Here is a 19,807-nt window from a genome sequence, read left to right as displayed (position 1 = left end):
ATTGGGCCCCTTATTCACTCTGCGGAACCAAGCCCCTGCAGTAAGTGTTCAAATCGGCATAAACCTTGACACACCGCAGGGCCCCGAGAACCTCCGGTCCCGCGCGGAACCCCCGTCGGGGCCCGCACAGGCAAGGACGCCCAGGCCTTCGATCTCGTTCCGACACGCGCGCCGAAGCGGCCCTGATCACAGTCGGATCACGGGATGGCAACGGCGCTTGCGCGCCCGGCATGTGCCGCATGTGTCCCGCTACCCCGATGAGCAAACCTTTCACCTGGGAGATGAACCGGATGAGGTGAAACATGTCCCACATTCCGGGCGTCGAGTTGACACTGGAGGTGTGAGCCGGTGTCCTTGTGGGCATGCTCGCGAACTCGGCACTCACCTCGACCCGCACCGCCGGGTCCCTCGGTGCTGCCCGCGCTCGCTGTAGCTGTCGCTGCTGCGGCTGTTGAGCCCTCGCGCATTCCGCGCGCTCCAGCCGCCGTCCGGCCCCCCACGGCCGGGCGACCCGTTCCCCCGCTGACCCGCCCTCACCGAGGAACCACCGCACCCCATGAACAGCGACAGCGACCTCCAGATCGCCGGCGACATCCTCGAAGTCCCCCACCTGCTCCAGGCCCCGCGCGAGCACCCCGCCACCGTGGCCGAGTTCGCCGGGCTGGCCCGCTCGATCGCCGCCGACGCCGACCGGTGGCGCCCCCTCGTCCGCTACGACGCGACGACGCGCTGGTACCACCGCCTGGGCACCGGCCCGGGCTACGAGGTGTGGCTGCTGTCCTGGGTGCCCGGGCAGGGCACCGGGCTGCACGACCACGGCCGGTCCTCGGGCGTGCTGACCGTCCTGGAGGGCACGCTGACCGAGCGCACCGGACGCGGCACGCGCGCGCTGGACGCGGGCGCGCAGCGCGTCTTCGCGCCGGGGTACGCGCACGAGGTCGTCAACGACACGCTGCGCCCCGCCGTCAGCCTGCACGTCTACTTCCCCGGCCTCACCGAGATGCCCATGCACGACGCCGCCCGGTGCGCCGGCGCCGTGGCCGGGCCGTACGAGCCGCTGGACGCCGTCAACGCCTGAGGCGGCACCGGGTGAGGGCGCGGCACGGCGCCGGGAGCCCGCGGCGCGCGGGGAGCCCGAGGCGCGGCGGACGCGCGTGCGGGCGGCGGGCGCGTGTGCGCGGGACGCCGGGCGGGCGAGGGGCGGCGGGCACTCGTGCGGGTGCCGGGCGCGACCGCGTACCGCGTTGTCGGACCCGCCTGCCAGACTTGGGCGCATGCGGATTGTGGTTCTGGCAGGCGGCATCGGTGGCGCCCGGTTCCTGCGCGGTCTGAAGAAGGCCGTGCCGGACGCGGACGTCACGGTCATCGGCAACACCGGCGACGACATCCACCTCTTCGGGCTGAAGGTCTGCCCGGACCTGGACACGGTGATGTACACGCTCGGCGGCGGCATCAACGAGGAACAGGGGTGGGGTCGCGCCGAGGAGACCTTCCACCTCAAGGAGGAACTCGCGGCGTACGGCGTCGGCCCGGAGTGGTTCGGGCTCGGCGACCGGGACTTCGCCACGCACATCGTGCGCACCCAGATGCTCGGCGCGGGATACCCGCTCAGCGCGGTCACCGAGGCGCTGTGCGACCGCTGGCAGCCGGGCGTGAAGCTGATCCCGATGACCGACGACCGGGTGGAGACCCATGTCGCCGTCGAACTGGACGGCGAGCGCAAGGCGGTCCATTTCCAGGAGTACTGGGTGCGGCTGCGGGCCTCGGTCCCGGCCGAGGCGGTCGTGCCGGTCGGCGCGGAGCAGGCCAAGCCGGCGCCGGGCGTGCTGGAGGCGATCGCCGCGGCCGACGTGGTGCTCTTCCCGCCGTCCAACCCCGTCGTCTCCGTCGGCACCATCCTGGCCGTGCCCGGCATGAGGGAGGCGATCGCCGAGGCCGGGGTGCCGGTCGTCGGCCTGTCCCCGATCGTCGGGGACGCGCCCGTGCGCGGGATGGCCGACAAGGTCCTCGCGGCGGTGGGCGTGGAGTCCACGGCCGCCGCGGTGGCCGAGCACTACGGCTCGGGGCTGCTGGACGGCTGGCTCGTGGACACGGTGGACGAGGCCTCGGTGGAGCGGGTGGAGGCGGCCGGCATCCGCTGCCGGGCGGTGCCGCTGATGATGACCGACGTGGACGCCGCCGCGCAGATGGCGCGCGAGGCGCTGGCCCTGGCCGAGGAGGTGCGGGCCGTATGAGCGGCGCCCCGACGGCGGCCGGCCCGGAAGGCGCGGCGGCCCCCGCGTTCCGGGTGTGGGCCGTGCCCGGCATCCCCGAGGTGGCCGAGGGCGACGACCTGGCCAAGCTGATCGCCGCCGCGGAACCGGCTCTGGCCGACGGGGACGTGCTGCTCGTCACCTCGAAGATCGTCTCCAAGGCGGAGGGGCGCCTGGTGGAGGCGGCCGACCGGGAGGCCGCGATCGACGCCGAGACGGTGCGGGTGGTGGCCCGGCGCGGGCCGCTGCGCATCGTGGAGAACCGGCAGGGGCTGGTCATGGCCGCCGCCGGGGTCGACGCCTCCAACACCCGGCCCGGCACCGTGCTGCTGCTGCCCGAGGACCCCGACGCCTCCGCGCGGGCGATCCGCGAGGGCCTGCGGGACGCCCTCGGCGTCGATGTCGCCGTCGTCGTCACCGACACCTTCGGCCGCCCCTGGCGGGCCGGGCTCACCGACGTCGCCATCGGCGCGGCCGGACTGCGCGTCCTGGACGACCTGCGCGGCGGCGCCGACGCGCACGGCAACCCGCTCAGCGCGACCGTCGTCGCCACCGCCGACGAACTCGCCGCCGCCGGCGACCTGGTCAAGGGCAAGGCCGCCGGGCTGCCCGTCGCCGTGGTGCGCGGCCTGCCGCACGTGCTGGCCGACGGCGACGGCGAGGGCGCGCGGGCCCTGGTGCGCGACGCGCGCGACGACATGTTCCGGCTCGGCACCTCCGAGGCCGTACGGGAGGCGGTGACCCAGCGGCGTACCGTGCGGGCCTTCACCGACGAGCCCGTCGATCCCGGCGCGGTGCGGCGCGCGGTGGCCGCCGCGGTGACCGCGCCCGCGCCGCACCACACCACTCCGTGGCGGTTCGTGCTGCTGGAGACCGCCGAGGTCCGCACGCGGCTGCTGGACGCGATGCGGGACGCGTGGATCGCGGATCTGCGGCGCGACGGCAAGAGCGAGGAGTCCATCGCCAAGCGGGTGCGGCGCGGGGACGTGCTGCGGGGCGCGCCGTATCTGGTGGTGCCGTGTCTCGTCATGGACGGCTCGCACACCTACGGCGACGCGCGCCGCGACGGCGCCGAGCGGGAGATGTTCGTGGTGGCCGCCGGGGCCGGGGTGCAGAACTTCCTGGTCGCGCTGGCCGGGGAGCGGCTCGGCTCGGCGTGGGTGTCCTCGACGATGTTCTGCCGGGACGTGGTGCGGGAGGTGCTGGGGCTGCCCGCCGGGTGGGACCCGATGGGGGCGGTGGCGGTCGGGCATCCGGCGGAGGCGCCTCGGGAACGGCCGGAGCGGGACGCGGAGACGTTCGTCGTGGCGCTGTGAGGGCGGGTGAGCGTCTAGGCTCGTAGCGCTTCTCGGGCACTTTCGGCACCTTCGCTTCTTCGGCGTTTTCGGGATCTTTCTTCGTGGCAGGACGGTTCGCTCCGCGGCCCACGCGTACGACCGTGCGCGGCGGGCATGTCGCCGTGCCCGGCGCGGGGGCGTCCGCCGGTGCCAGGGCGCCTGCCGGTGGGGTGCCGCGGCAGGCGGGCGCCGGGGCGGCGACGGGGCGGGTGCGGGTCTGGGCGCCGGACGGGCCGCTGGACCTCGGGCTCGTGCTCGGGCCGCTGCGGCGCGGGCCCGGCGATCCGACGTTCCGGGCGCTGCCCGACGGCTCGGTGTGGCGGGCCTGCCGCACGCCGCTGGGGCCCGGGACGCTGCGGGTGTGCGCGTACGGCGGCGAGGTGCGCGGGGAGGCGTGGGGGCCGGGGGCCGAGTGGCTGCTGGAGCGGTTGCCCGAGTGGTGCGGGGCCGCCGACGATCCGGCCGCGTTCGCGCCCCGGCACCGGCTGCTCGCGGTGACCCGGCACCGGCGGCCGGGGCTGCGGCTGACGCGGACCGGGCTGGTGCTGGAGTCGCTGATCCCGTCGATCCTGGAGCAGAAGGTCACGACGGTGGAGGCGTACGCGGCGTGGCGGACGCTGGTGCGCAAGTTCGGGGAGGTCGCGCCCGGACCGGTGCCGGTGTCGATGTACGTCATGCCTACGCCGCGTACCTGGGCGCTGATTCCCTCCTGGGAGTGGCACCGGGCCGGCGTCGAGGACAAGCGGGCGGCGACGGTGCTGCGGGCGGTGCGGGTCGCCGCGCGGCTGGAGGAGGCGGCGGGCATGCCTCCGGAGGCGGCGCGGGCGCGGCTGGAGCTGGTGGCGGGGATCGGGCCGTGGACGTCCGCGGAGACGGTGCAGCGCAGTCATGGGGCGGCGGATGCGGTGACCGTGGGGGATCTGCATCTGCCGGGGATCGTGGGGTTCGCGTTGGCGGGGGATCGGTACGCCGACGACGCGGAGATGTTGCGGCTGCTGGAGCCGTATGCGGGGCAGCGGCATCGGGCTGCGCGGTTGATTCTGCTGAGCGGGAGGGCGCCGGAACGGCGGGGGCCGCGGATGACTCGGGGGGACATCGGGCGGTTCTGAGGGGTTCGGGGTGAGCTGGGCTCGCCTTGGGGGGTGGGCTGCGCGCCCGGCAGTTGGGGGGGTTGCGCGGGGCGCTTCCGGTTGGACGGTGACCGGAGATGCGGCGGGCTCACTCGTCCGGGGAGAAGCGGACTGCGGCTGCTGGGATTTCGGCGTGGCACCAGATTCTCGCTCCGGTGCGCAGTTCGTTGTCCGGGCCGATGACCGCGCCGTCGCCGATGACCGTGCCGGTGAGGACGGTGCGGGTGCCGATGCGGGCGCGGGTGCCGATCAGGGAGTCGGTGATGACCGCGCCGGGCTCGATGACCGCGCCGGGCAGGATCGTGCTGCCGCTCACCCGCGCGCCCTCGGCGACGAACGCCCCCTCCCCCACCACCGTGCCGCCGGTCAGCTTGGCGTCCGGGGCGACGACGGCCGTGGGCAGGACCAGGCGGTCGCCGCAGCGGCCGGGGACGGCCGGCGAGGGCGCGCGGCCGAGGACGAGGTCCGCCGAGCCGCGGACGAAGGCGGCCGGGGTGCCGAGGTCCAGCCAGTAGGTGGAGTCCACCAGGCCCTGGAGGTGGGCGCCGGCCGCGAGGAGGTCCGGGAAGGTCTCGCGTTCCACCGAGACGGGCCGCCCCTGCGGGATCGTGTCGATGACCGAGCGGCGGAAGACGTACGCCCCCGCGTTGATCTGGTCGGTGACGATCTCCTCGGGGGTCTGCGGTTTCTCCAGGAAGGCGAGGACGCGGCCCGTCCCGTCGGTCGGGACCAGGCCGTACGCCCTCGGGTCCGTCACCTTCGTCAGGTGCAGGGAGACGTCCGCGCCGGTCTCCTCGTGGGTGCGCACCAGCGCGCGGATGTCCAGGCCGGTCAGGATGTCGCCGTTGAAGACGAGAACCGGGTCGTCGGGGCCGGAGTGCAGTCGGGAGGCGACGTTGCGGAGGGCGCCGCCGGTGCCGAGGGGCTCGTCCTCCGTGACGTACTCCAGATGGAGGCCGAGGGAGGAGCCGTCGCCGAAGTACGGTTCGAAGACCTCCGCCAGGTACGACGTGGCGAGCACGATGTGCTCGACGCCAGCCGCCTTGGCCCGGGCCAGCTGATGGGTGAGGAACGGCACCCCGGCCGCCCGCACCATCGGCTTGGGCGTGTACACGGTGAGCGGACGCAGCCGGGTGCCCTTGCCGCCGACCAGGAGGATCGCTTCTGTCACCTGTCGTCTCCGCTTCCTGCCGGGACCGGCCGCTCTCGTCGTTCGGCCGGACAGTTTATGCAGCACCTCGTGCCGCCCTCACGCAGCGCCGCGCGGCTCTTTCCTCGGCGGTCCCGGCGGCGCGGAGGCCCTCAGCGGCCCTGGTAGCGCGCCGCCGACGAGCGGATCGAGCCGAGCTTGCCGTAGAGCTGACGTCCCGGGCAGTCGGTGGCGAAGCCGTCGCGGTGGCCGGAGATCACGTTCAGGCGTACGTTCTTTCCTTTTTGGTAGAGGTTGCCACCGCCGGACTTCAGATATGTCTTTCCGCGCGGATTCATCCCGTAGAGGCCGACCTTCCACGCGGCCAGCCGGGCGACGGCCGTGACGGCGGCCTTGGCGGGCTTGGTCTTGCTGTAGGTGCCGATGACGGCGACGCCCATGCTGTCGCTGTTGAAGCCCATGGTGTGGGCGCCGAGGACCGCCTTGGCCACGCCGCCCGCGCGGCCCTCGTAGATGGTTCCGCACTTGTCGACCAGGAAGTTGTAGCCGATGTCGCGCCAGCCCATGCTCTTGACGTGGTAGCGGTAGATGCTGCGGATCACCGACGGGGCCTGTGAGCAGCGGTAGTTGTTGCCGGTGGCGGTGTGGTGGACGAAGACCGCCTTGACCTTCTTCGTGTACGCGAAGCCGTGGGCGCGCAGCGACTCGTCCGCGCCCCAGCCGCGCCGGGTGACGATGCGCGGGCGCGGTCCGACATGCGGCTTGGCGCGCTGATCCGCCGTCAGTTCGCCGCCGCGCAGGTCGAGCATCTCGCGTTCGGTGTCCTCGCGGCCGAGTTCGGGGATCTCGGCGGCGCCGACCGGGACGAGGGCGGCGTTGGCGGCGGAGGCGGCGGTCGCCTCCTCGGTCAGTTCGCCGGTGCGCGCCTGGTCGGACTCGGGGCCCGCGGCGGCCGGTTCGTCGCCGGGGTCCACGAGTTCGAGGCTCAGCCCGTCGGGCAGCGGGACGGAAGGCTGCGCGGCCCCGCCGTCACCGTCGCCGCCGTCGTCACCGCCGGCCCGGTCCCCGGTGTCGGCGCGTACGTGCACGTCGACGCCGTCGGAGTCGCCCACCCACAGCGGTGCGGTGGCGCCGCGGACATGGCCGGTGGTGCGCTCGGCCGTGCCGGGGTCGGCCCCGTGGTCGGCGTTGTGGGTGTCGACGTCCTGCCAGCCGGACCAGGCGCCGGTGGCGGTGGAGCGGGTGCGGATCTGGACGCTGCCGCGCAGGTGGACGTCGGGGTTGTCCCAGACGACGCCGACGAGGGAGAAGTGCCGTACGCGGGCGCGGTACAGGCTCCGTTCGAAGGGGGCGAGGGCGCGGTCGCCGGGGCGGTCCGCGGTGCGCGGGGCGAGGGGCAGGGACTGGGTGCTGCCGGGGACGGACGCGGGCGCGGCCGCGGTCCGGCCGGTCGCCGGTCTCGCCGTCGCGGCGGTCGCGGCGGTCGCCGCGGTCGCGGGGAGGGCGGGCGACAGGGCGAGGGCCGCCGCGCTCGTGACACCGATCGAGGACGCAAGGAATCCGTATCGACGCATGCTCCTGATCTTGGACATAGTCATACATATCTGTCCATCCAGGAACTGACGGTGCGTCGGCTGACGTTCCGCCGAACCGGTGGCCGGCCCACGGCCCGGCGGTGGGCGGCACGCGGCGCGCGGGGCGGTGGGCGGCGTACGCTTGCGCGGGTGAGAGCCGTCGAACGCACCCCTGCCGACCTGCTGAGTTCCGCGCTCGCCGCGGACCCCGGGCGCCCCCTGGTGACCTTCTACGACGACGCCACGGGCGAACGCGTCGAATTGTCCGTGGCCACGTTCGCCAATTGGGTGGCCAAGACGGCGAACCTCCTCCAGGGGGACCTCGCCGCCGCGCCCGGCGACCGGGTCGCGCTGCTGCTGCCCGCGCACTGGCAGACCGCGGTGTGGCTGCTGGCGTGCGCGTCGGTGGGCGCGGTCGCGGACGTCGGCGGCGATCCGGCGGCGGCGGACGTCGTCGTCAGCGGCCCGGACACGCTGGAAGCCGCGCGCGCCTGCTCCGGGGAGCGGGTGGCGCTGGCGCTGCGGCCGCTGGGCGGGCGGTTTCCGCAGCCGCCCGCGGGCTTCGCCGACTACGCCGTCGAGGTGCCGTCGCAGGGCGACCGGTTCGCGCCGTTCGCGCCCGTGGACCCGGAGGAGCCGGCGCTGATCGTGGCCGGGGCGGAGTACACGTCCGCCGAGGTCGTGGAGCGGGCCCGCGCCGACGCGCCGGGACTGGATCTGACGGGGCCTGGCTCCCGGCTGCTGTCGGGGCTGCCGTACGACACCTGGGAGGGGCTGAGCGCGGGTCTGTACGCCCCGCTCGCCGCCGGCGGCTCGGTGGTGCTGTGCCGCCACCTCGACCGGCTGGACGAGGACGCCCTGGCCAAGCGCATCGAGAGCGAACGGGTCACCGCCACGGCACGGTGAGGTACGGAGGCCGGGCCGGCGGCCTCCCCGAAGTGCTGATCCTCCGGCCGGCCGGAGGGGCCGCCACGCCTGGCGACCACTCCCCGGCCCGGCCCGGAAGGCGTCCGCGCGTGGCCGGGGAGCGCCGCCGTGCCGCAGGGCCTCACCGCCGCAGCAGCCGCCCACTCCCCACCCGGCCCGGAGAGCGTCCGCGCGCCCGGCCGGGTCAGGGCCCCAGGCAGGGGCCTCTACTCCGCGGCGGCCACCCGCTCCCCCACCCGCTCCAGAGGGCGTCCGCTTCTGCCCGAGGGCCGTACCCTCCCAGTCCGGCGAGAGCCCCAGCCGCAGCGCCTCTCCGCCGGGGCGGCCGCCCGGTCCCCCACCGGCCCGGAGGGCGTCCGTGCGCCTGACCACTCGCTCCCCGGCCCCGAACGCGCCCGCGCGCCCGGCCAGAGGTCACCGCCGCACCACAGCGTCTCCCCTCCGCGGCAGCCGCCCGCTCCCCGGCCCGGCCCGGAAGGCGTCCTCGTGCCCAGCCCGCTCGGAGGGCGTCCCCTCCCCGCCCGGGGGGCCGTTCCCGCACGCCCCGAAGTCCGTCCCCGCACGCCCGGAAGGCTCTCCGCGCCGCCACTCCAGTGCCCGTAGGGCTCTCCGCGTCGCCCCTCCAGCGCCCGGAGGGCAGTCCCCCTCCCCCGTCCGGCCCACCACCATCCCGCCCCTTCCCTCCCCCCGGGGCATGGTCGTAGGAGCAGCACGGGCGTCCGTACGGCAGGAGGGTGGGTGCTGAGGTGACCCGCGGGGCAGGTGGGCCGGACGAGGAGACCGAGGAGCGGGCCCGGGCGGCCATGGGCCCCGGTCTTCGGGCGTCGGCCACCGGCGCCGGTCTGGCCCGGCGGCGGCGCCGCAACCGGCTGCGCGGCGGCGCGCTCGGGCTCGCCGTCCTCGTCGCCGGGGGCACCGGGGCGGGCCTCGCGGCGTACACGACGCTCAGCGGCAACATCACCGCCGACGACGACGCCGCGGCCGAGCTGCGCCGCTACGAGAAGGAGCGGCCCACCGCCCTGGTCAAGGGCGCGCAGAACATCCTGCTGATCGGCTCGGACACCCGCGCCGGCGGGAACCGGCACTACGGGCACGACTCGGGCACCGAGCGCTCCGACACCGTGATCCTGCTGCACCTGGCCGCCGACCGGCGCAGCGCCACCGCCGTCTCGCTGCCCCGGGACCTGATGGTGCGCGTGCCCGGCTGTCACCGCCCGGACGGCAGCAGCAGCGCGCCGGCGCTCACCGCGCTCAACCGCGCCTACGAGACCGGCGGTTCGGCCTGCACGATCCGTACCGTGGAGAAGCTGACCGACATCCGCGTCGACCATCACCTGGCCGTCGACTTCAGCGGGTTCAAGCAGCTGGTGGACGCGATGGACGGCGTGCCGATGTGCTTGAAGGAGCCCGTGGACGACAAGGACGCCGGGCTGCGGCTGCCGGCGGGCCGGGTCACCCTGAACGGCGAGCAGGCCCTCGGCTACGTCCGCGCCCGCAAGTCGCTGGGCGACGGCAGCGACACCGACCGGATGGAGCGCCAGCAGCGGTTCCTCGGCGCGCTGCTCGGCAAGGCGCGCGGCGACGACGTGCTGCTGAACCCGGCGAAGCTGTATCCCGTGCTGAACGCGGCCACCCGGTCCCTGACCGCCGATCCGGCCCTGGCGAGCCTGCGCGGGCTCTACCAGCTGGTGCGCGGGCTGCGCGACATCCCCACCGGGCAGGTGCGGTTCCTGACCGTGCCGCGCGAGGCGTACGCCCGCGACGCCAACCGCGACCAGTTGGTGCAGCCGGCGGCCGGACAGCTGTTCGCCCGGCTGCGGGCGGACGAGCCGGTGCAGGTGGTGAAGGGCGTTCCGCGGGATTCCCGCGCGAAGGGCGGCAATTCGGCTTCCCCGGAATCGAAATCCGGGCCCGCGGCGGGGCCTGCGCCCCGCACCCCGGAAGGCGATTCTCCTGTGCGGTCGGGCGACTACGTTCGGTATGTTTTCGACGGCGCGCTGAACACCGGTGAGCGGGCCGCGGCCTTCGGGAACCCGCCCTCTCCCACCCCGGCGTTCACCGGCAACACCGCCGTCGAGGACGCGTGCGGGTAAAACCGCGGCCAAAGGCGAACTTTTGTCCAGGGAAATGGGCGGATTGCCCCCTTGTAGGGACGTGGAATTCGTCACCGGCGTCGCTGAATGCTCAACCGGCCGGATAGTGTGAGCGATCCGGTGCAACCGGCCGCGAGGTCTCCCTGGGGTCGTGCACTGTGTGACCAGACCTGAGCGCCTTTGAGGGGGAAGGCGCCGCGTGGCCCCGACGGAGGATTCGGACAACCGTGGACGCGCAAGGCCGTGGGCGGGCGGACGACATCGACCCCGCAGACCAGTGGGTGCTCAATCCGGACACCGGCGAATACGAACTGCGACTGACGCCTTCCGCTCCGCAGTCGCCGATCCCCGGCCCCCGCAGAGCGGGCTCCCGCGGAGCGGGCGCACCCGGTGCGTCCGCCGCGAAGGGTGCGCGCGGTGCGGCCGCCGGACCGGCGGCCGGCCGGCGCGGCGGCGCGCCCGCGCGGGAGCAGTCGCGCGAGGACGCGCCCGCCCGGCCGGTGCCGGGCCAGCGCCGCCGCCGCGGCGCGCCGCCGGAGGAGCCGCTGCCCGGGCGGCGGGGGCGGCGGCCGGAGAAGGCCAGGAAGTCGAAGACCAAGAAGGCCCTGATGTGGACCGGCGGCACCATGGCGTTCGTCCTGGTGGGCGCCGGAACGGCCGGCTATCTGGTCCTCAAGCACCTCGAGGGCAACATCAGCAGCACCGACGTCGGCAGCGCGGCCAAGAACGGCTTCAGCAAGGACGAGGCGTTCAACCTGCTGATCATCGGCACCGACAAGCGCACCGGCAAGGGCAACGAGGGCTACGGCGACAAGGGGAGCGTCGGCCACGCGGACACCAACATCCTGCTGCACGTCTCCAAGGACCGCACCAACGCGACCGCGCTGAGCATCCCCCGCGACCTGATCGTGGACGTGCCGGACTGCCCGACCAAGCAGCCGGACGGCAGCGAGAAGGTCATCCCGGGGACGGAGAACGTCCGTTTCAACACCAGCCTCGGCCAGGACGGCCGCGACGCCGGCTGCACCATGCGCACGGTCAAGGAAGTGACCGGGATCGCCCCCGACCACTTCATGATGGCCGACTTCAACGCGGTCAAGACGCTGACGAGCGCGGTCGGCGGTGTCGAGGTGTGCCTCAAGCACGCGGTCGACGACGAGGACTCGCACCTGAAGCTGCCCGCCGGCGAGTCCACGATCGAGGGCGAGCAGGCGCTGGCCTTCGTGCGCACCCGGCACAGCTTCGGCAACCACGGCGACCTGGACCGGATCAAGGCGCAGCAGCAGTTCCTCAGCTCGCTGATGCGCAAGATGGCCTCCGGCGACACGCTCAGCAACCCCACGAAGCTGTACAGCCTGGCCGACGCCGCCACCAAGGCGCTCACCGTCGACCAGGGCATAGACAAGGTCAGCACGCTCAAGGACATGGCCCTGGAGCTGAAGAAGGTGCCGACGAAGAACATCACCTTCCTGACCGTGCCGGTGCTCGACAACCCGGCCGACGGCAAGGTCCACAAGACCGTCATCGTCGATCAGAGCCAGGCTCCCCAGGTCTTCGACGCCATCAGCAACGACGTCTCCTTCACCGACGTGAAGAAGAAGGAGAAGGCGGCCAAGGACGCCGAGGCCGCCCGGCTGAAGGGCGCCAAGTCCGCGCCCTCCGAGGTGCGGGTGCGCATCCTCAACGGCGGGGCGCCCCCCGGTTCCGCGCAGGAGACCCTCACCTGGTTGCAGAACGTCAAGGGCGTGACCAAGTCGGAGAACGGCAGCAACGCCCCCGAGAAGCTCGACAAGACCCAGCTCGAGTACGCCCCCGACCAGGCCGACCAGGCCCGTGAACTCGCCTCGCTGATGGGGCTGTCCGGGTCCGCGCTCAAGCCGGGCGAGAGCGTGACCAACGCGCAGGGGCTGCCCGCGATGACACTGACGCTGGGCAAGGACTTCAAGGGCGCGGGGATCTCGCTGACCGCTCCGACGAAGGCGCCCACGGTCCAGGGGCAGTCCACCGCGGACAAGGTTCAGTGCGCCAGTTGAGCACAACCGTGTGACCTGACGGGCCTGTCATACGTCTCACAGGACGAATGACAGGCCTGTTCGATGGCAGCATCAGGGTGGGGAGGATGGGGAGTTGACCCAGAGCGGTCTGCGCGGGGAGGGGCCTGCGGTCGATGACACGATGCCTCTGGCGTCGCGGGGTGGCAGCGCGACGGAGGGCAGCGGCCGGCACGGCGGCGGGGGCAAGGGCGGCGGCAACGGCGGTCGCGGCACGGGCGGCAGACGTCCCAAGAGGCGGGTGCTGCGCTGGTCGGCGACGGTGCTGGCGATCGTCATACTCGGGACGGCCGGCGCCGGATACCTGTACTACGAGCATCTCAACGGCAACATACGCAAGGGCGAGCGCGACAGCGGCGGCGACTCCAAGGCGCACAAGACGGAGCCGAACGCGGCCGGCCAGACGCCCGTGAACATCCTGCTGATCGGCTCCGACAGCCGTAACTCCGACGCCAACGTCGCCCTCGGCGGCAGCAAGGAGAACCGGGGCAACCCGCCGCTGGGCGACGTGCAGATGCTCATCCACCTGTCCGCGGACCGCAAGAGCGCCGCCGTGGTGAGCATCCCCCGCGACACCCGCGTCCAGATCCCCCAGTGCAAGGACCCCAAGACCGGCAAGGAGTACCAGCCGGTCGACACCATCATCAACGAGTCGCTGGCCCGCGGCGGCGCCGGCTGCACCCTCGCCACCTGGCAGGACCTCACCGGCGTCTACATCGACCACTGGATGACGATCGACTTCGCGGGCGTGGTGAGCATGGCGGACGCCATCGGCGGCGTCGACGTCTGCGTCAACCAGAACGTGTGGGACCGCTCGACGGCCAGCCAGCGCGGCGGCTCCGGGCTGAAGCTGAAGGCCGGCACCACCAAGGTCCAGGGCGAGCAGGCCCTCCAGTGGCTGCGCACCCGGCACGCCTGGGGCAGCGACCTGATGCGGGCCCGGGCCCAGCACATGTACCTCAACTCGATGATCCGCACGCTCAAGAGCCAGAACGTCTTCACCGACACCGGCCGGCTGATGGACCTGGCCGAGGCGGCCACCAAGTCGCTCCAGGTCTCCGAGGAGATCGGCACCGTCAAGAAGCTGTACGACCTGGCCATGCAGCTCAAGACGGTCCCCACCGACCGGATCACCATGGTGACGATGCCCAACGTCCAGGACCCGCAGAACAAGGACCACGTCGTGCCGGACGGGGCCGACGCCGAGAAGATCTGGAAGATGCTCCGCGACGACGTGCCCCTCGACGCCAACGGCGACGCGAGCGAGGGCGGTTCGGGCGCGAAGAAGGACACCGGCACGGCACAGGCGTCCACGACCCCCGCGCACCCGGCCGGCGAGATCGGCGTCATGGTGCAGAACGGCACCCGCACCTCCGCGCTCGCCGCGGTCCGCCACCGGGCCGCCGACATCAGCGACGTACTGGAGGGCAAGGGCTTCACCAACGCGGCGGCGGACGCGTCGGTGACGCCGGCCGCCGACAAGACGGTGGTCCGCTACCCGAGCGCCGAGCTGAAGGGCGACGCCGAGCAGGTCGCCAAGGCGCTGGGCATCCCCACGAGTTCGGTGGTGAAGTCCACGGACGTCTCCGGGGTGACCCTGGTGGTGGGCGCGGACTGGCGCACCGGCGACTCCTATCCGAAGGAAGCGGTGCCGAAGGCGGGCGACATCCCGGAGAACTCCGACGCCATCAACGGCGCCGACACCAAGCAGTGCATGGACGTGTACAAGCCGTACCAGTGGTGAGGCCCGGCCGGCGGTGAAGTCCCGCCGCCGGCGGTTCCCGAGGCGACCGAAGGGTCCCTCCCGAGGCCGGGAGGGACCCTTCGTGACGCCGTGGCCCGCGGGCGGTCAGCCGGAGGTGGTGACGACCGCCGGGCGGCGGGAGGCGATGACCTTCCTCGCCAGCGACCTGGGGCTGGTGAGGAAGCCCCAGCCCCACGACATGTGCATGGTGGCCAGCGCCACCGGTATCCGCAGCCGCGCCTTCAGCGGCAGGCCCTTGCCGGCCGGCACCGAACCGGCGGCGATCGCCGCCAGATAGCCGCCCGGGACCACGAGCGCCCACGGGGTCACGGCGACGCCCACCACGATCCCGGCCGCGATCGCGCACACCGCGGTCGGCGGGGCGAGGTAACGCAGGTTGATGGAGCCCTCGTGGTAGCGGGCGACGACGTGCCGCCAGCGGCCGTAGTCCTTGTACTGCTTGGCCAGCGCGCGCACGCTCGGGCGGGGGCGGTAGGAGACCCGCAGCTCGGGCGAGAACCAGATCAGGCCGCCCGCCTCGCGGATGCGGAAGTTCAGCTCCCAGTCCTGGGCGCGGATGAACTCCTCGTTGTAGCCGCCCTGTTGCTCCAGCGCCTCGCGCCGGAAGACACCCAGGTAGACCGTCTCGGCCGGGCCGGCCCGGCCGCCGGTGTGGAAGGCGGCGTTGCCGACGCCTATCTTCGACGTCATGGCGGCGGCGACCGCGTGCTCCCAGTCGTTCTCGCCCTCGGCGTGCATGATGCCGCCGACGTTCTGCGCGCCGGTCTCCTCCAGGAGCCGTACCGCGGTGGCGATGTAGTCCGGCGAGAGCATGCCGTGGCCGTCGACGCGGACGACGATCGGATGGCGCGAGGCCTTGATCGCGGCGTTCAGCGCGGCGGGGGTGCGGCCGGTGGGGTTCGGGACCGTGTGCACGCGCGGGTCGTTCCGTACGAGTTCGGCGGCGATCTCGTCCGTGCGGTCCGTGGACGGACCCAGGGCGATGACGACCTCCATCTCGCCGGCGTACTCCTGCGCGAGGATCGCTTCGACGGCCCCGCGCAGATGCCGCTCCTCGTTGAGGACGGGCATGATCACAGACACGGCGGGGAACCGCACGTCGGGCTTGGCGTTCATCGGTGCTCACGTTACCGCGAACGGGGGACACCGGTGCGCGCCGCGGGGGCCCGCGCACCGGTCAGCCGATCGTATGGCCCTACGGTGCTCACGGTGTCCACCCACGCCATAAGCGGAGGTGTCCCCCATGTCCACCACGTCGCACCGGCCGCCCCGGCCGCCCGCGCAGTCGCGCCGCGGACCGCGCCCGCCCCTGACCCCGTCGCCCCGGCCGGACCAGCTGCCCTACGCGCCCGTGCCGCGGCGCAGACCGCGCTGGGCCATGCGGGCGGCGACCACCCTGTCGGTGGTGCTGCTCGCCTCCGCCGGGATCGGGCACGCGGTGGTCTCCAGCCTGGACGCCGACATCAGCCGGGTCGATCCCTTCCGGGACATGAAGAACCGCCCGCCGACGGGGCACGGCATGAACGTGCTGCTGGTCGGCACCGACGGCCGGGACAAGATCAGCGAGGAGGAGCGGCGGACGTACCGGCTGGGCGGCCAGCCCTGCCACTGCACGGACACGATGATGATCGTGCACGTCTCCAGCGACCGGGAGCGGGCCAGCGTCGTCAGCCTGCCCCGTGACTCCTACGTCGAGCTGCCCGCCCACGTGGACCAGGTCACCGGCAAGCAGCACGCGGCGCACCCGGTGAAGCTGAACGCGGCGTACGCGGAGGGCGGCCCGAACCTCACCGTGCGCACGGTCGAGGACATGACGCACCTGAAGATCGACCACTACCTGGAGGTGGACTTCACCACCTTCATGCGCACCGTGGACGTCCTCGGCGGGGTGCCGCTGTGCACCGCCGCACCGCTCAAGGACGCCTACACCGGCCTCGACCTGCCCGCCGGCACGCACACCCTGACCGGCGGCCAGGCCCTGCAGTACGTCCGCTCCCGGCACGTCGACTCGGGCAACGACTTCGGCCGGATGCAGCGCCAGCAGCGGTTCCTGGCCGCGCTGCTGGAGCGGGCGACCGCCTCGCGGGTGCTGCTGAACCCGATGCGGTTCCGGGACGTGACCCGGGCGGTGCTGGGGTCGGTCCGCGCGGACCGGGGCTTCCACACCGACGAGCTGCTGGACCTGGGGCGGGCGATGCGGAACTTCTCCCCCTCCTCCTCGGAGTTCACCACCGTCCCGATCGCGCAGACCGCCTTCCCGGTCAAGGGCCTCGGCTCGACCGTGAAGTGGGACCCGGTCAAGGCGGCCGAGCTGTTCCGCTCGCTGCGCGAGGACCGGCCGCTGGCCCCGCACAAGCCGGCCCCGCGCACGGACGGGTCCGCGGCGGTGGAGATCGCCCCGCAGCGGGTCCGGGTGCAGGTGGAGAACGGCACCGACACGGCCGGGCTCGGCCGACGGGTGGACACCGCGCTGGCCGGGGCCGGGTTCGTCACCACCAAGGCGCCGGTGGACTCCCGCGAGCGCGGCGTCAAGCGGACCGCCGTGCTCTACGACCCCCGCTGGGACCGCTCGGCGCGGTCGGTGGCCGCCGCCCTGCCGGGCAGCGAGCTGCGGGCCGTCCCGGGCATGGGCGCGACCATGCGCGTGATCGCGGGCGCCGACTTCCGCGCGGTCCGCCCGGTCCGCGTCGAGGACCCGGTCAAGCGCGCCACCCAGGTGGTACGGGGCGACGAGGTGACCTGCGAGTGAGGGCGGCGGCCTGAGGAGGCCGGGCGCGGAGCCCGGTGGCGCGAGGGGCCGAAGGCTCCGGGCCACCGGGGCCGAGGGCCTCGGCGGACTGGGCCGGGGCGGGCCCCGGGAGACCGGGCCGGGCCTCGGGAGGCCAGGCCGGGTCGGCGCCTCGGGAGGCCAGGCCGGGCCTCGGGAGACCGGGCGGGGCGGGCGCCCCGGGAGACCGGGCCGGATCGGCGCGCCTCGGGAGGCCAGGCCGGGCGGGCGACCTCGGGAGGCCAGGCCGGGCGGGAGCCCCGGGAGACCAGGCCGGGTCCCGGGAGACCAGGCCTGGTCCCGGGAGACCGGGCCGGGTCGGCCTCTCGGGAGGCCAGGCCGGGCCTCGGGAGACCGGGCCGGACGGGCGCCCCGGGAGGCCGGACCGGGTCGGCGCGCCTCGGGAGGCCAGGCCGGGCGGGCGGCCTCGGGAGACCAGGCCGGGTCCCGGGAGACCGGGCCGGGCGGGCGGCCTCGGGAGACCAGGCCGGGTCCCGGGAGACCGGGCCGGGTCCCGGGAGACCGGGCCGGGTCCCGGGAGACCGGGCCGGGCCTGGGCGGCGCCTCGGGAGACTGAGCCGGGTCGGCGCCTGGGGGACTGAGCCGGGCGGCTCAGTCCTCGAAGCCCTCCGCCGCGCGCTTCTCGCGGAGTTCCTTGATCGCCCGGCGGCGGGCCAGGCGGTGGGTGCGGCGGATCTGGGCCTCCTCGTAGCGCCGCTTGTCCCGCTCGGTCTCGGGCAGGACCGGCGGTACGATGCGCGGCCGGCCGTCGGCGTCCACGGCGGCGAAGACCAGGTAGGCGGAGCCGACCTGAGTGGGCGGCGTCGACTCGTTCCAGCGCTCGGCCAGCACCCGCACGCCCACCTCCATGGAGGTCCGGCCGGTCCAGTTGACCTGGGCCTTCACATGCACCAGGTCGCCGACCCGGACGGGCTCCAGGAACACCATCTCGTCCATGGACGCGGTGACGGCGGGACCGCCGCTGTGCCGGCCGGCCACCGCGCCGGCCGCGTCGTCGACCAGCTTCATGATCACACCGCCGTGCACCGTCCCCAGGAGGTTGGTGTCGTTGTGGGTCATGATGTGGCTGAGGGTGGTGCGGGACGCCGAGGTCGGCTTGCCCGGTATCTCCGGGGCGCCGGATTCCACGGCCGAGGACTGATCTGTCATGGCCTCCACCTTATGCCGAGGCGACAATTCGGTCCGATGTGTGTCAGCTTCGCAACAGCGGGGCCCTGATTTTCCGACGGCCCTTGTAAGGCACACCGTGCGGCCCGGCACACTGGTCCACATGAATGAATGGCCCGAGGGGTGGTCCGACGACGACGGACCCCGGTACGGACGCGGCAGCGCCGGGGCGCAGCCGGAAGGCGCACAGGTGATGCGCCAGGTGCGGCGCGGCGGCGGCCAGGTGCCGCCCGGACAGCGCGCCCCCGGCGGCCGGGGCCGCCCCTCGGCGCCGCCCCAGGTGCCGCGGCAGCCGTCGTACGTCGACGGCGGCGAGGGCCAGAACTACGCCGACGGCCCGGCCGGCTACGACAGCGGCTACAACACCGGCCAGGTCTACGGCGCTCCCGGCGGTGGCGGCGGCCCGGCAGGTCCCGGCGGCACCCGCCCGCGCGGTCCGCGCCCCGCGCCGAACTGGCGGCGCCGGATCAAGTGGACCGCGATCACGCTCGCCACGGTCGTGGTGGTGACCTCGGTCGCCACCTACTTCTGGGCCGACTCCAAGCTCCACCGGGACGTCGACCTGTCCAAGGTCATCGACCGGCCCGACGGCGGCGAGGGCACCAACTACCTGATCGTCGGCTCCGACAGCCGGGCCGGGCTGTCCGCCGAGGACAAGAAGAAGCTGCACACCGGCTCCGCCGACGGCAAGCGCACGGACTCCATGATGATCCTGCACGTCGGCGACAACGGCGACACGCTGATCTCGCTGCCGCGCGACTCGGACGTGGAGATACCGTCGTACAAGGGCGCCGAGTCGGGCAAGACGTACCCGGCGACCGGGCGGCGCACCAAGCTGAACGCGGCCTACGCCGAGGACGGCCCGACGCTGCTGGTGCGGACCATCGAGTACAACACCGGTCTGCACATCGACCACTACGTCGAGATCGGCTTCGCCGGCTTCGCCAACATCGTGGACGCGGTGGGCGGCGTCGAGATGACCATCGACAAGCCGTTCAAGGACAAGTGGTCCGGCGCCGACTTCCAGGCGGGCAAGCAGACGCTCAACGGGCAGCAGGCGCTGGCCTTCGTCCGCACCCGGCACGCCTTCGCCGCCTCCGACCTCCAGCGCACCAAGAACCAGCAGAAGTTCCTGTCCGCGCTGGCGCACGAGGTGGCCACGCCGTCCACGGTGCTCAACCCGTTCAAGTTCTATCCGACGATGGGCGCCGGCCTGGACTCCCTGATCGTCGACAAGGACATGGGCCTGTGGGACCTGGCGTCGATGTTCTGGGCGATGAAGGGCGTCAGCGGCGGTGACGGCACCTCCATGAACATGCCGATCTCGGGCTCCAGGGGCGGCAACCTCGTCTGGGACAAGGCGAAGGTCAAGACCCTGGTGGACGAGCTGAAGAACGACGAGAAGGTCACCGTGACCGGCAACTGACCGGACACCGGCGCCTGAACGGGGTCAGGACAGCGCCGCCCGGCCGGCCGGCGCGGCGCGTCCACGCCGCCTTCGCCGACACCTTCTGGTGGGTGGCCGCACTCGGCCTGCTGGCCGCCGCCGGCACGACGCGACTGGGCCCGCGAG

The 19,807-nt window shown here is 73.6% G+C and carries 14 protein-coding genes; 10 read left to right on the top strand and 4 right to left on the bottom strand.

Annotation, left to right across the window (positions count from 1 at the left end):
- Positions 1–556: 556 nt before the first annotated feature.
- The 4 genes from K7787_RS27200 to K7787_RS27185 all read left to right on the top strand — a co-directional run bounded on the left by K7787_RS27200 (position 557) and on the right by K7787_RS27185 (position 4,698).
- Positions 557–1,078, top strand: coding sequence for a cysteine dioxygenase (locus K7787_RS27200; RefSeq protein ID WP_009188964.1), 522 nt, complete (start codon positions 557–559; stop codon positions 1,076–1,078).
- A gap of 196 nt (positions 1,079–1,274) precedes the next feature.
- Entirely contained in the window at positions 1,275–2,234 is a 960-nt protein-coding gene (gene cofD / locus K7787_RS27195) for a 2-phospho-L-lactate transferase (protein WP_027758398.1), read from the top strand.
- Positions 2,231–3,568, top strand: coding sequence for a coenzyme F420-0:L-glutamate ligase (locus K7787_RS27190; RefSeq protein ID WP_223003271.1), 1,338 nt, complete (start codon positions 2,231–2,233; stop codon positions 3,566–3,568). Before cofD ends, K7787_RS27190 begins: the two co-directional genes overlap by 4 nt.
- Positions 3,569–3,651: 83 nt before the next feature.
- Positions 3,652–4,698: a DNA-3-methyladenine glycosylase family protein gene (locus tag K7787_RS27185; protein WP_223003270.1), complete on the top strand. Its 1,047-nt coding sequence runs from the start codon at positions 3,652–3,654 to the stop codon at positions 4,696–4,698.
- Between the two features lie 109 nt (positions 4,699–4,807).
- Here the strand turns inward: K7787_RS27185 and manB are convergent, their stop codons facing one another.
- Positions 4,808–5,890 (bottom strand): mannose-1-phosphate guanylyltransferase, encoded by a 1,083-nt coding sequence (gene manB / locus K7787_RS27180; RefSeq protein ID WP_223003269.1) that lies wholly within the window; start codon positions 5,888–5,890, stop codon positions 4,808–4,810.
- Positions 5,891–6,021: 131 nt separating this feature from the next.
- A complete protein-coding gene (locus K7787_RS27175; protein ID WP_223003281.1) occupies positions 6,022–7,461 on the bottom strand; it encodes a peptidoglycan recognition protein family protein in 1,440 nt (479 codons plus the stop codon).
- Positions 7,462–7,593: 132 nt separating this feature from the next.
- Here K7787_RS27175 and K7787_RS27170 point away from each other — a divergent pair, with 132 nt between their 5' ends.
- The 4 genes from K7787_RS27170 to K7787_RS27155 all read left to right on the top strand — a co-directional run bounded on the left by K7787_RS27170 (position 7,594) and on the right by K7787_RS27155 (position 14,258).
- On the top strand, positions 7,594–8,349 hold the full coding sequence (locus K7787_RS27170) for a TIGR03089 family protein (protein WP_164388781.1): 756 nt from the start codon (positions 7,594–7,596) through the stop codon (positions 8,347–8,349).
- Positions 8,350–9,173: 824 nt separating this feature from the next.
- A complete protein-coding gene (locus K7787_RS27165) occupies positions 9,174–10,463 on the top strand; it encodes an LCP family protein (RefSeq protein ID WP_223003280.1) in 1,290 nt (429 codons plus the stop codon).
- Positions 10,464–10,690: 227 nt separating this feature from the next.
- Complete coding sequence (locus tag K7787_RS27160; RefSeq protein WP_169439141.1) at positions 10,691–12,496, top strand: LCP family protein; 1,806 nt, start codon at positions 10,691–10,693, stop codon at positions 12,494–12,496.
- Positions 12,497–12,638: 142 nt separating this feature from the next.
- Entirely contained in the window at positions 12,639–14,258 is a 1,620-nt protein-coding gene (locus tag K7787_RS27155) for an LCP family protein (protein ID WP_169439140.1), read from the top strand.
- Positions 14,259–14,363: 105 nt separating this feature from the next.
- Here the strand turns inward: K7787_RS27155 and K7787_RS27150 are convergent, their stop codons facing one another.
- Positions 14,364–15,395 (bottom strand): glycosyltransferase family 2 protein, encoded by a 1,032-nt coding sequence (locus K7787_RS27150; protein ID WP_009188974.1) that lies wholly within the window; start codon positions 15,393–15,395, stop codon positions 14,364–14,366.
- A gap of 127 nt (positions 15,396–15,522) precedes the next feature.
- Between K7787_RS27150 and K7787_RS27145 the strand changes: the two genes are divergently transcribed.
- On the top strand, positions 15,523–17,028 hold the full coding sequence (locus tag K7787_RS27145) for an LCP family protein (protein WP_223003268.1): 1,506 nt from the start codon (positions 15,523–15,525) through the stop codon (positions 17,026–17,028).
- 630 nt (positions 17,029–17,658) lie between these two features.
- Here K7787_RS27145 and K7787_RS27140 read toward each other — a convergent pair.
- A complete protein-coding gene (locus tag K7787_RS27140; protein ID WP_043260912.1) occupies positions 17,659–18,216 on the bottom strand; it encodes an acyl-CoA thioesterase in 558 nt (185 codons plus the stop codon).
- Positions 18,217–18,337: 121 nt separating this feature from the next.
- Between K7787_RS27140 and K7787_RS27135 the strand changes: the two genes are divergently transcribed.
- Positions 18,338–19,660, top strand: coding sequence for an LCP family protein (locus tag K7787_RS27135; protein ID WP_199294119.1), 1,323 nt, complete (start codon positions 18,338–18,340; stop codon positions 19,658–19,660).
- Positions 19,661–19,807 lie beyond the last annotated feature (147 nt).

Origin of the sequence: Streptomyces sennicomposti (genome assembly GCF_019890635.1) — a bacterium.
GTDB lineage: Bacteria > Actinomycetota > Actinomycetes > Streptomycetales > Streptomycetaceae > Streptomyces > Streptomyces sennicomposti.
Note: the sequence above shows the minus strand (reverse complement) of the source record. Positions and strands in the feature narration are given on the sequence as shown.

Excerpts from the sequence above, each read along its gene's own strand:
- K7787_RS27150 (WP_009188974.1), bottom strand. The coding sequence starts at position 15,395 with ATGAACGCCAAGCCCGACGTGCGGTTCCCCGCCGTGTCTGTGATCATG.
- K7787_RS27200 (WP_009188964.1), top strand. The coding sequence starts at position 557 with ATGAACAGCGACAGCGACCTCCAGATCGCCGGCGACATCCTCGAAGTC.
- K7787_RS27135 (WP_199294119.1), top strand. The coding sequence starts at position 18,338 with ATGAATGAATGGCCCGAGGGGTGGTCCGACGACGACGGACCCCGGTAC.
- K7787_RS27165 (WP_223003280.1), top strand. The coding sequence starts at position 9,174 with ATGGGCCCCGGTCTTCGGGCGTCGGCCACCGGCGCCGGTCTGGCCCGG.
- cofD (WP_027758398.1), top strand. The coding sequence starts at position 1,275 with ATGCGGATTGTGGTTCTGGCAGGCGGCATCGGTGGCGCCCGGTTCCTG.
- K7787_RS27175 (WP_223003281.1), bottom strand. The coding sequence starts at position 7,461 with ATGTCCAAGATCAGGAGCATGCGTCGATACGGATTCCTTGCGTCCTCG.
- K7787_RS27145 (WP_223003268.1), top strand. The coding sequence starts at position 15,523 with ATGTCCACCACGTCGCACCGGCCGCCCCGGCCGCCCGCGCAGTCGCGC.
- K7787_RS27140 (WP_043260912.1), bottom strand. The coding sequence starts at position 18,216 with ATGACAGATCAGTCCTCGGCCGTGGAATCCGGCGCCCCGGAGATACCG.
- K7787_RS27190 (WP_223003271.1), top strand. The coding sequence starts at position 2,231 with ATGAGCGGCGCCCCGACGGCGGCCGGCCCGGAAGGCGCGGCGGCCCCC.
- K7787_RS27155 (WP_169439140.1), top strand. The coding sequence starts at position 12,639 with ATGCCTCTGGCGTCGCGGGGTGGCAGCGCGACGGAGGGCAGCGGCCGG.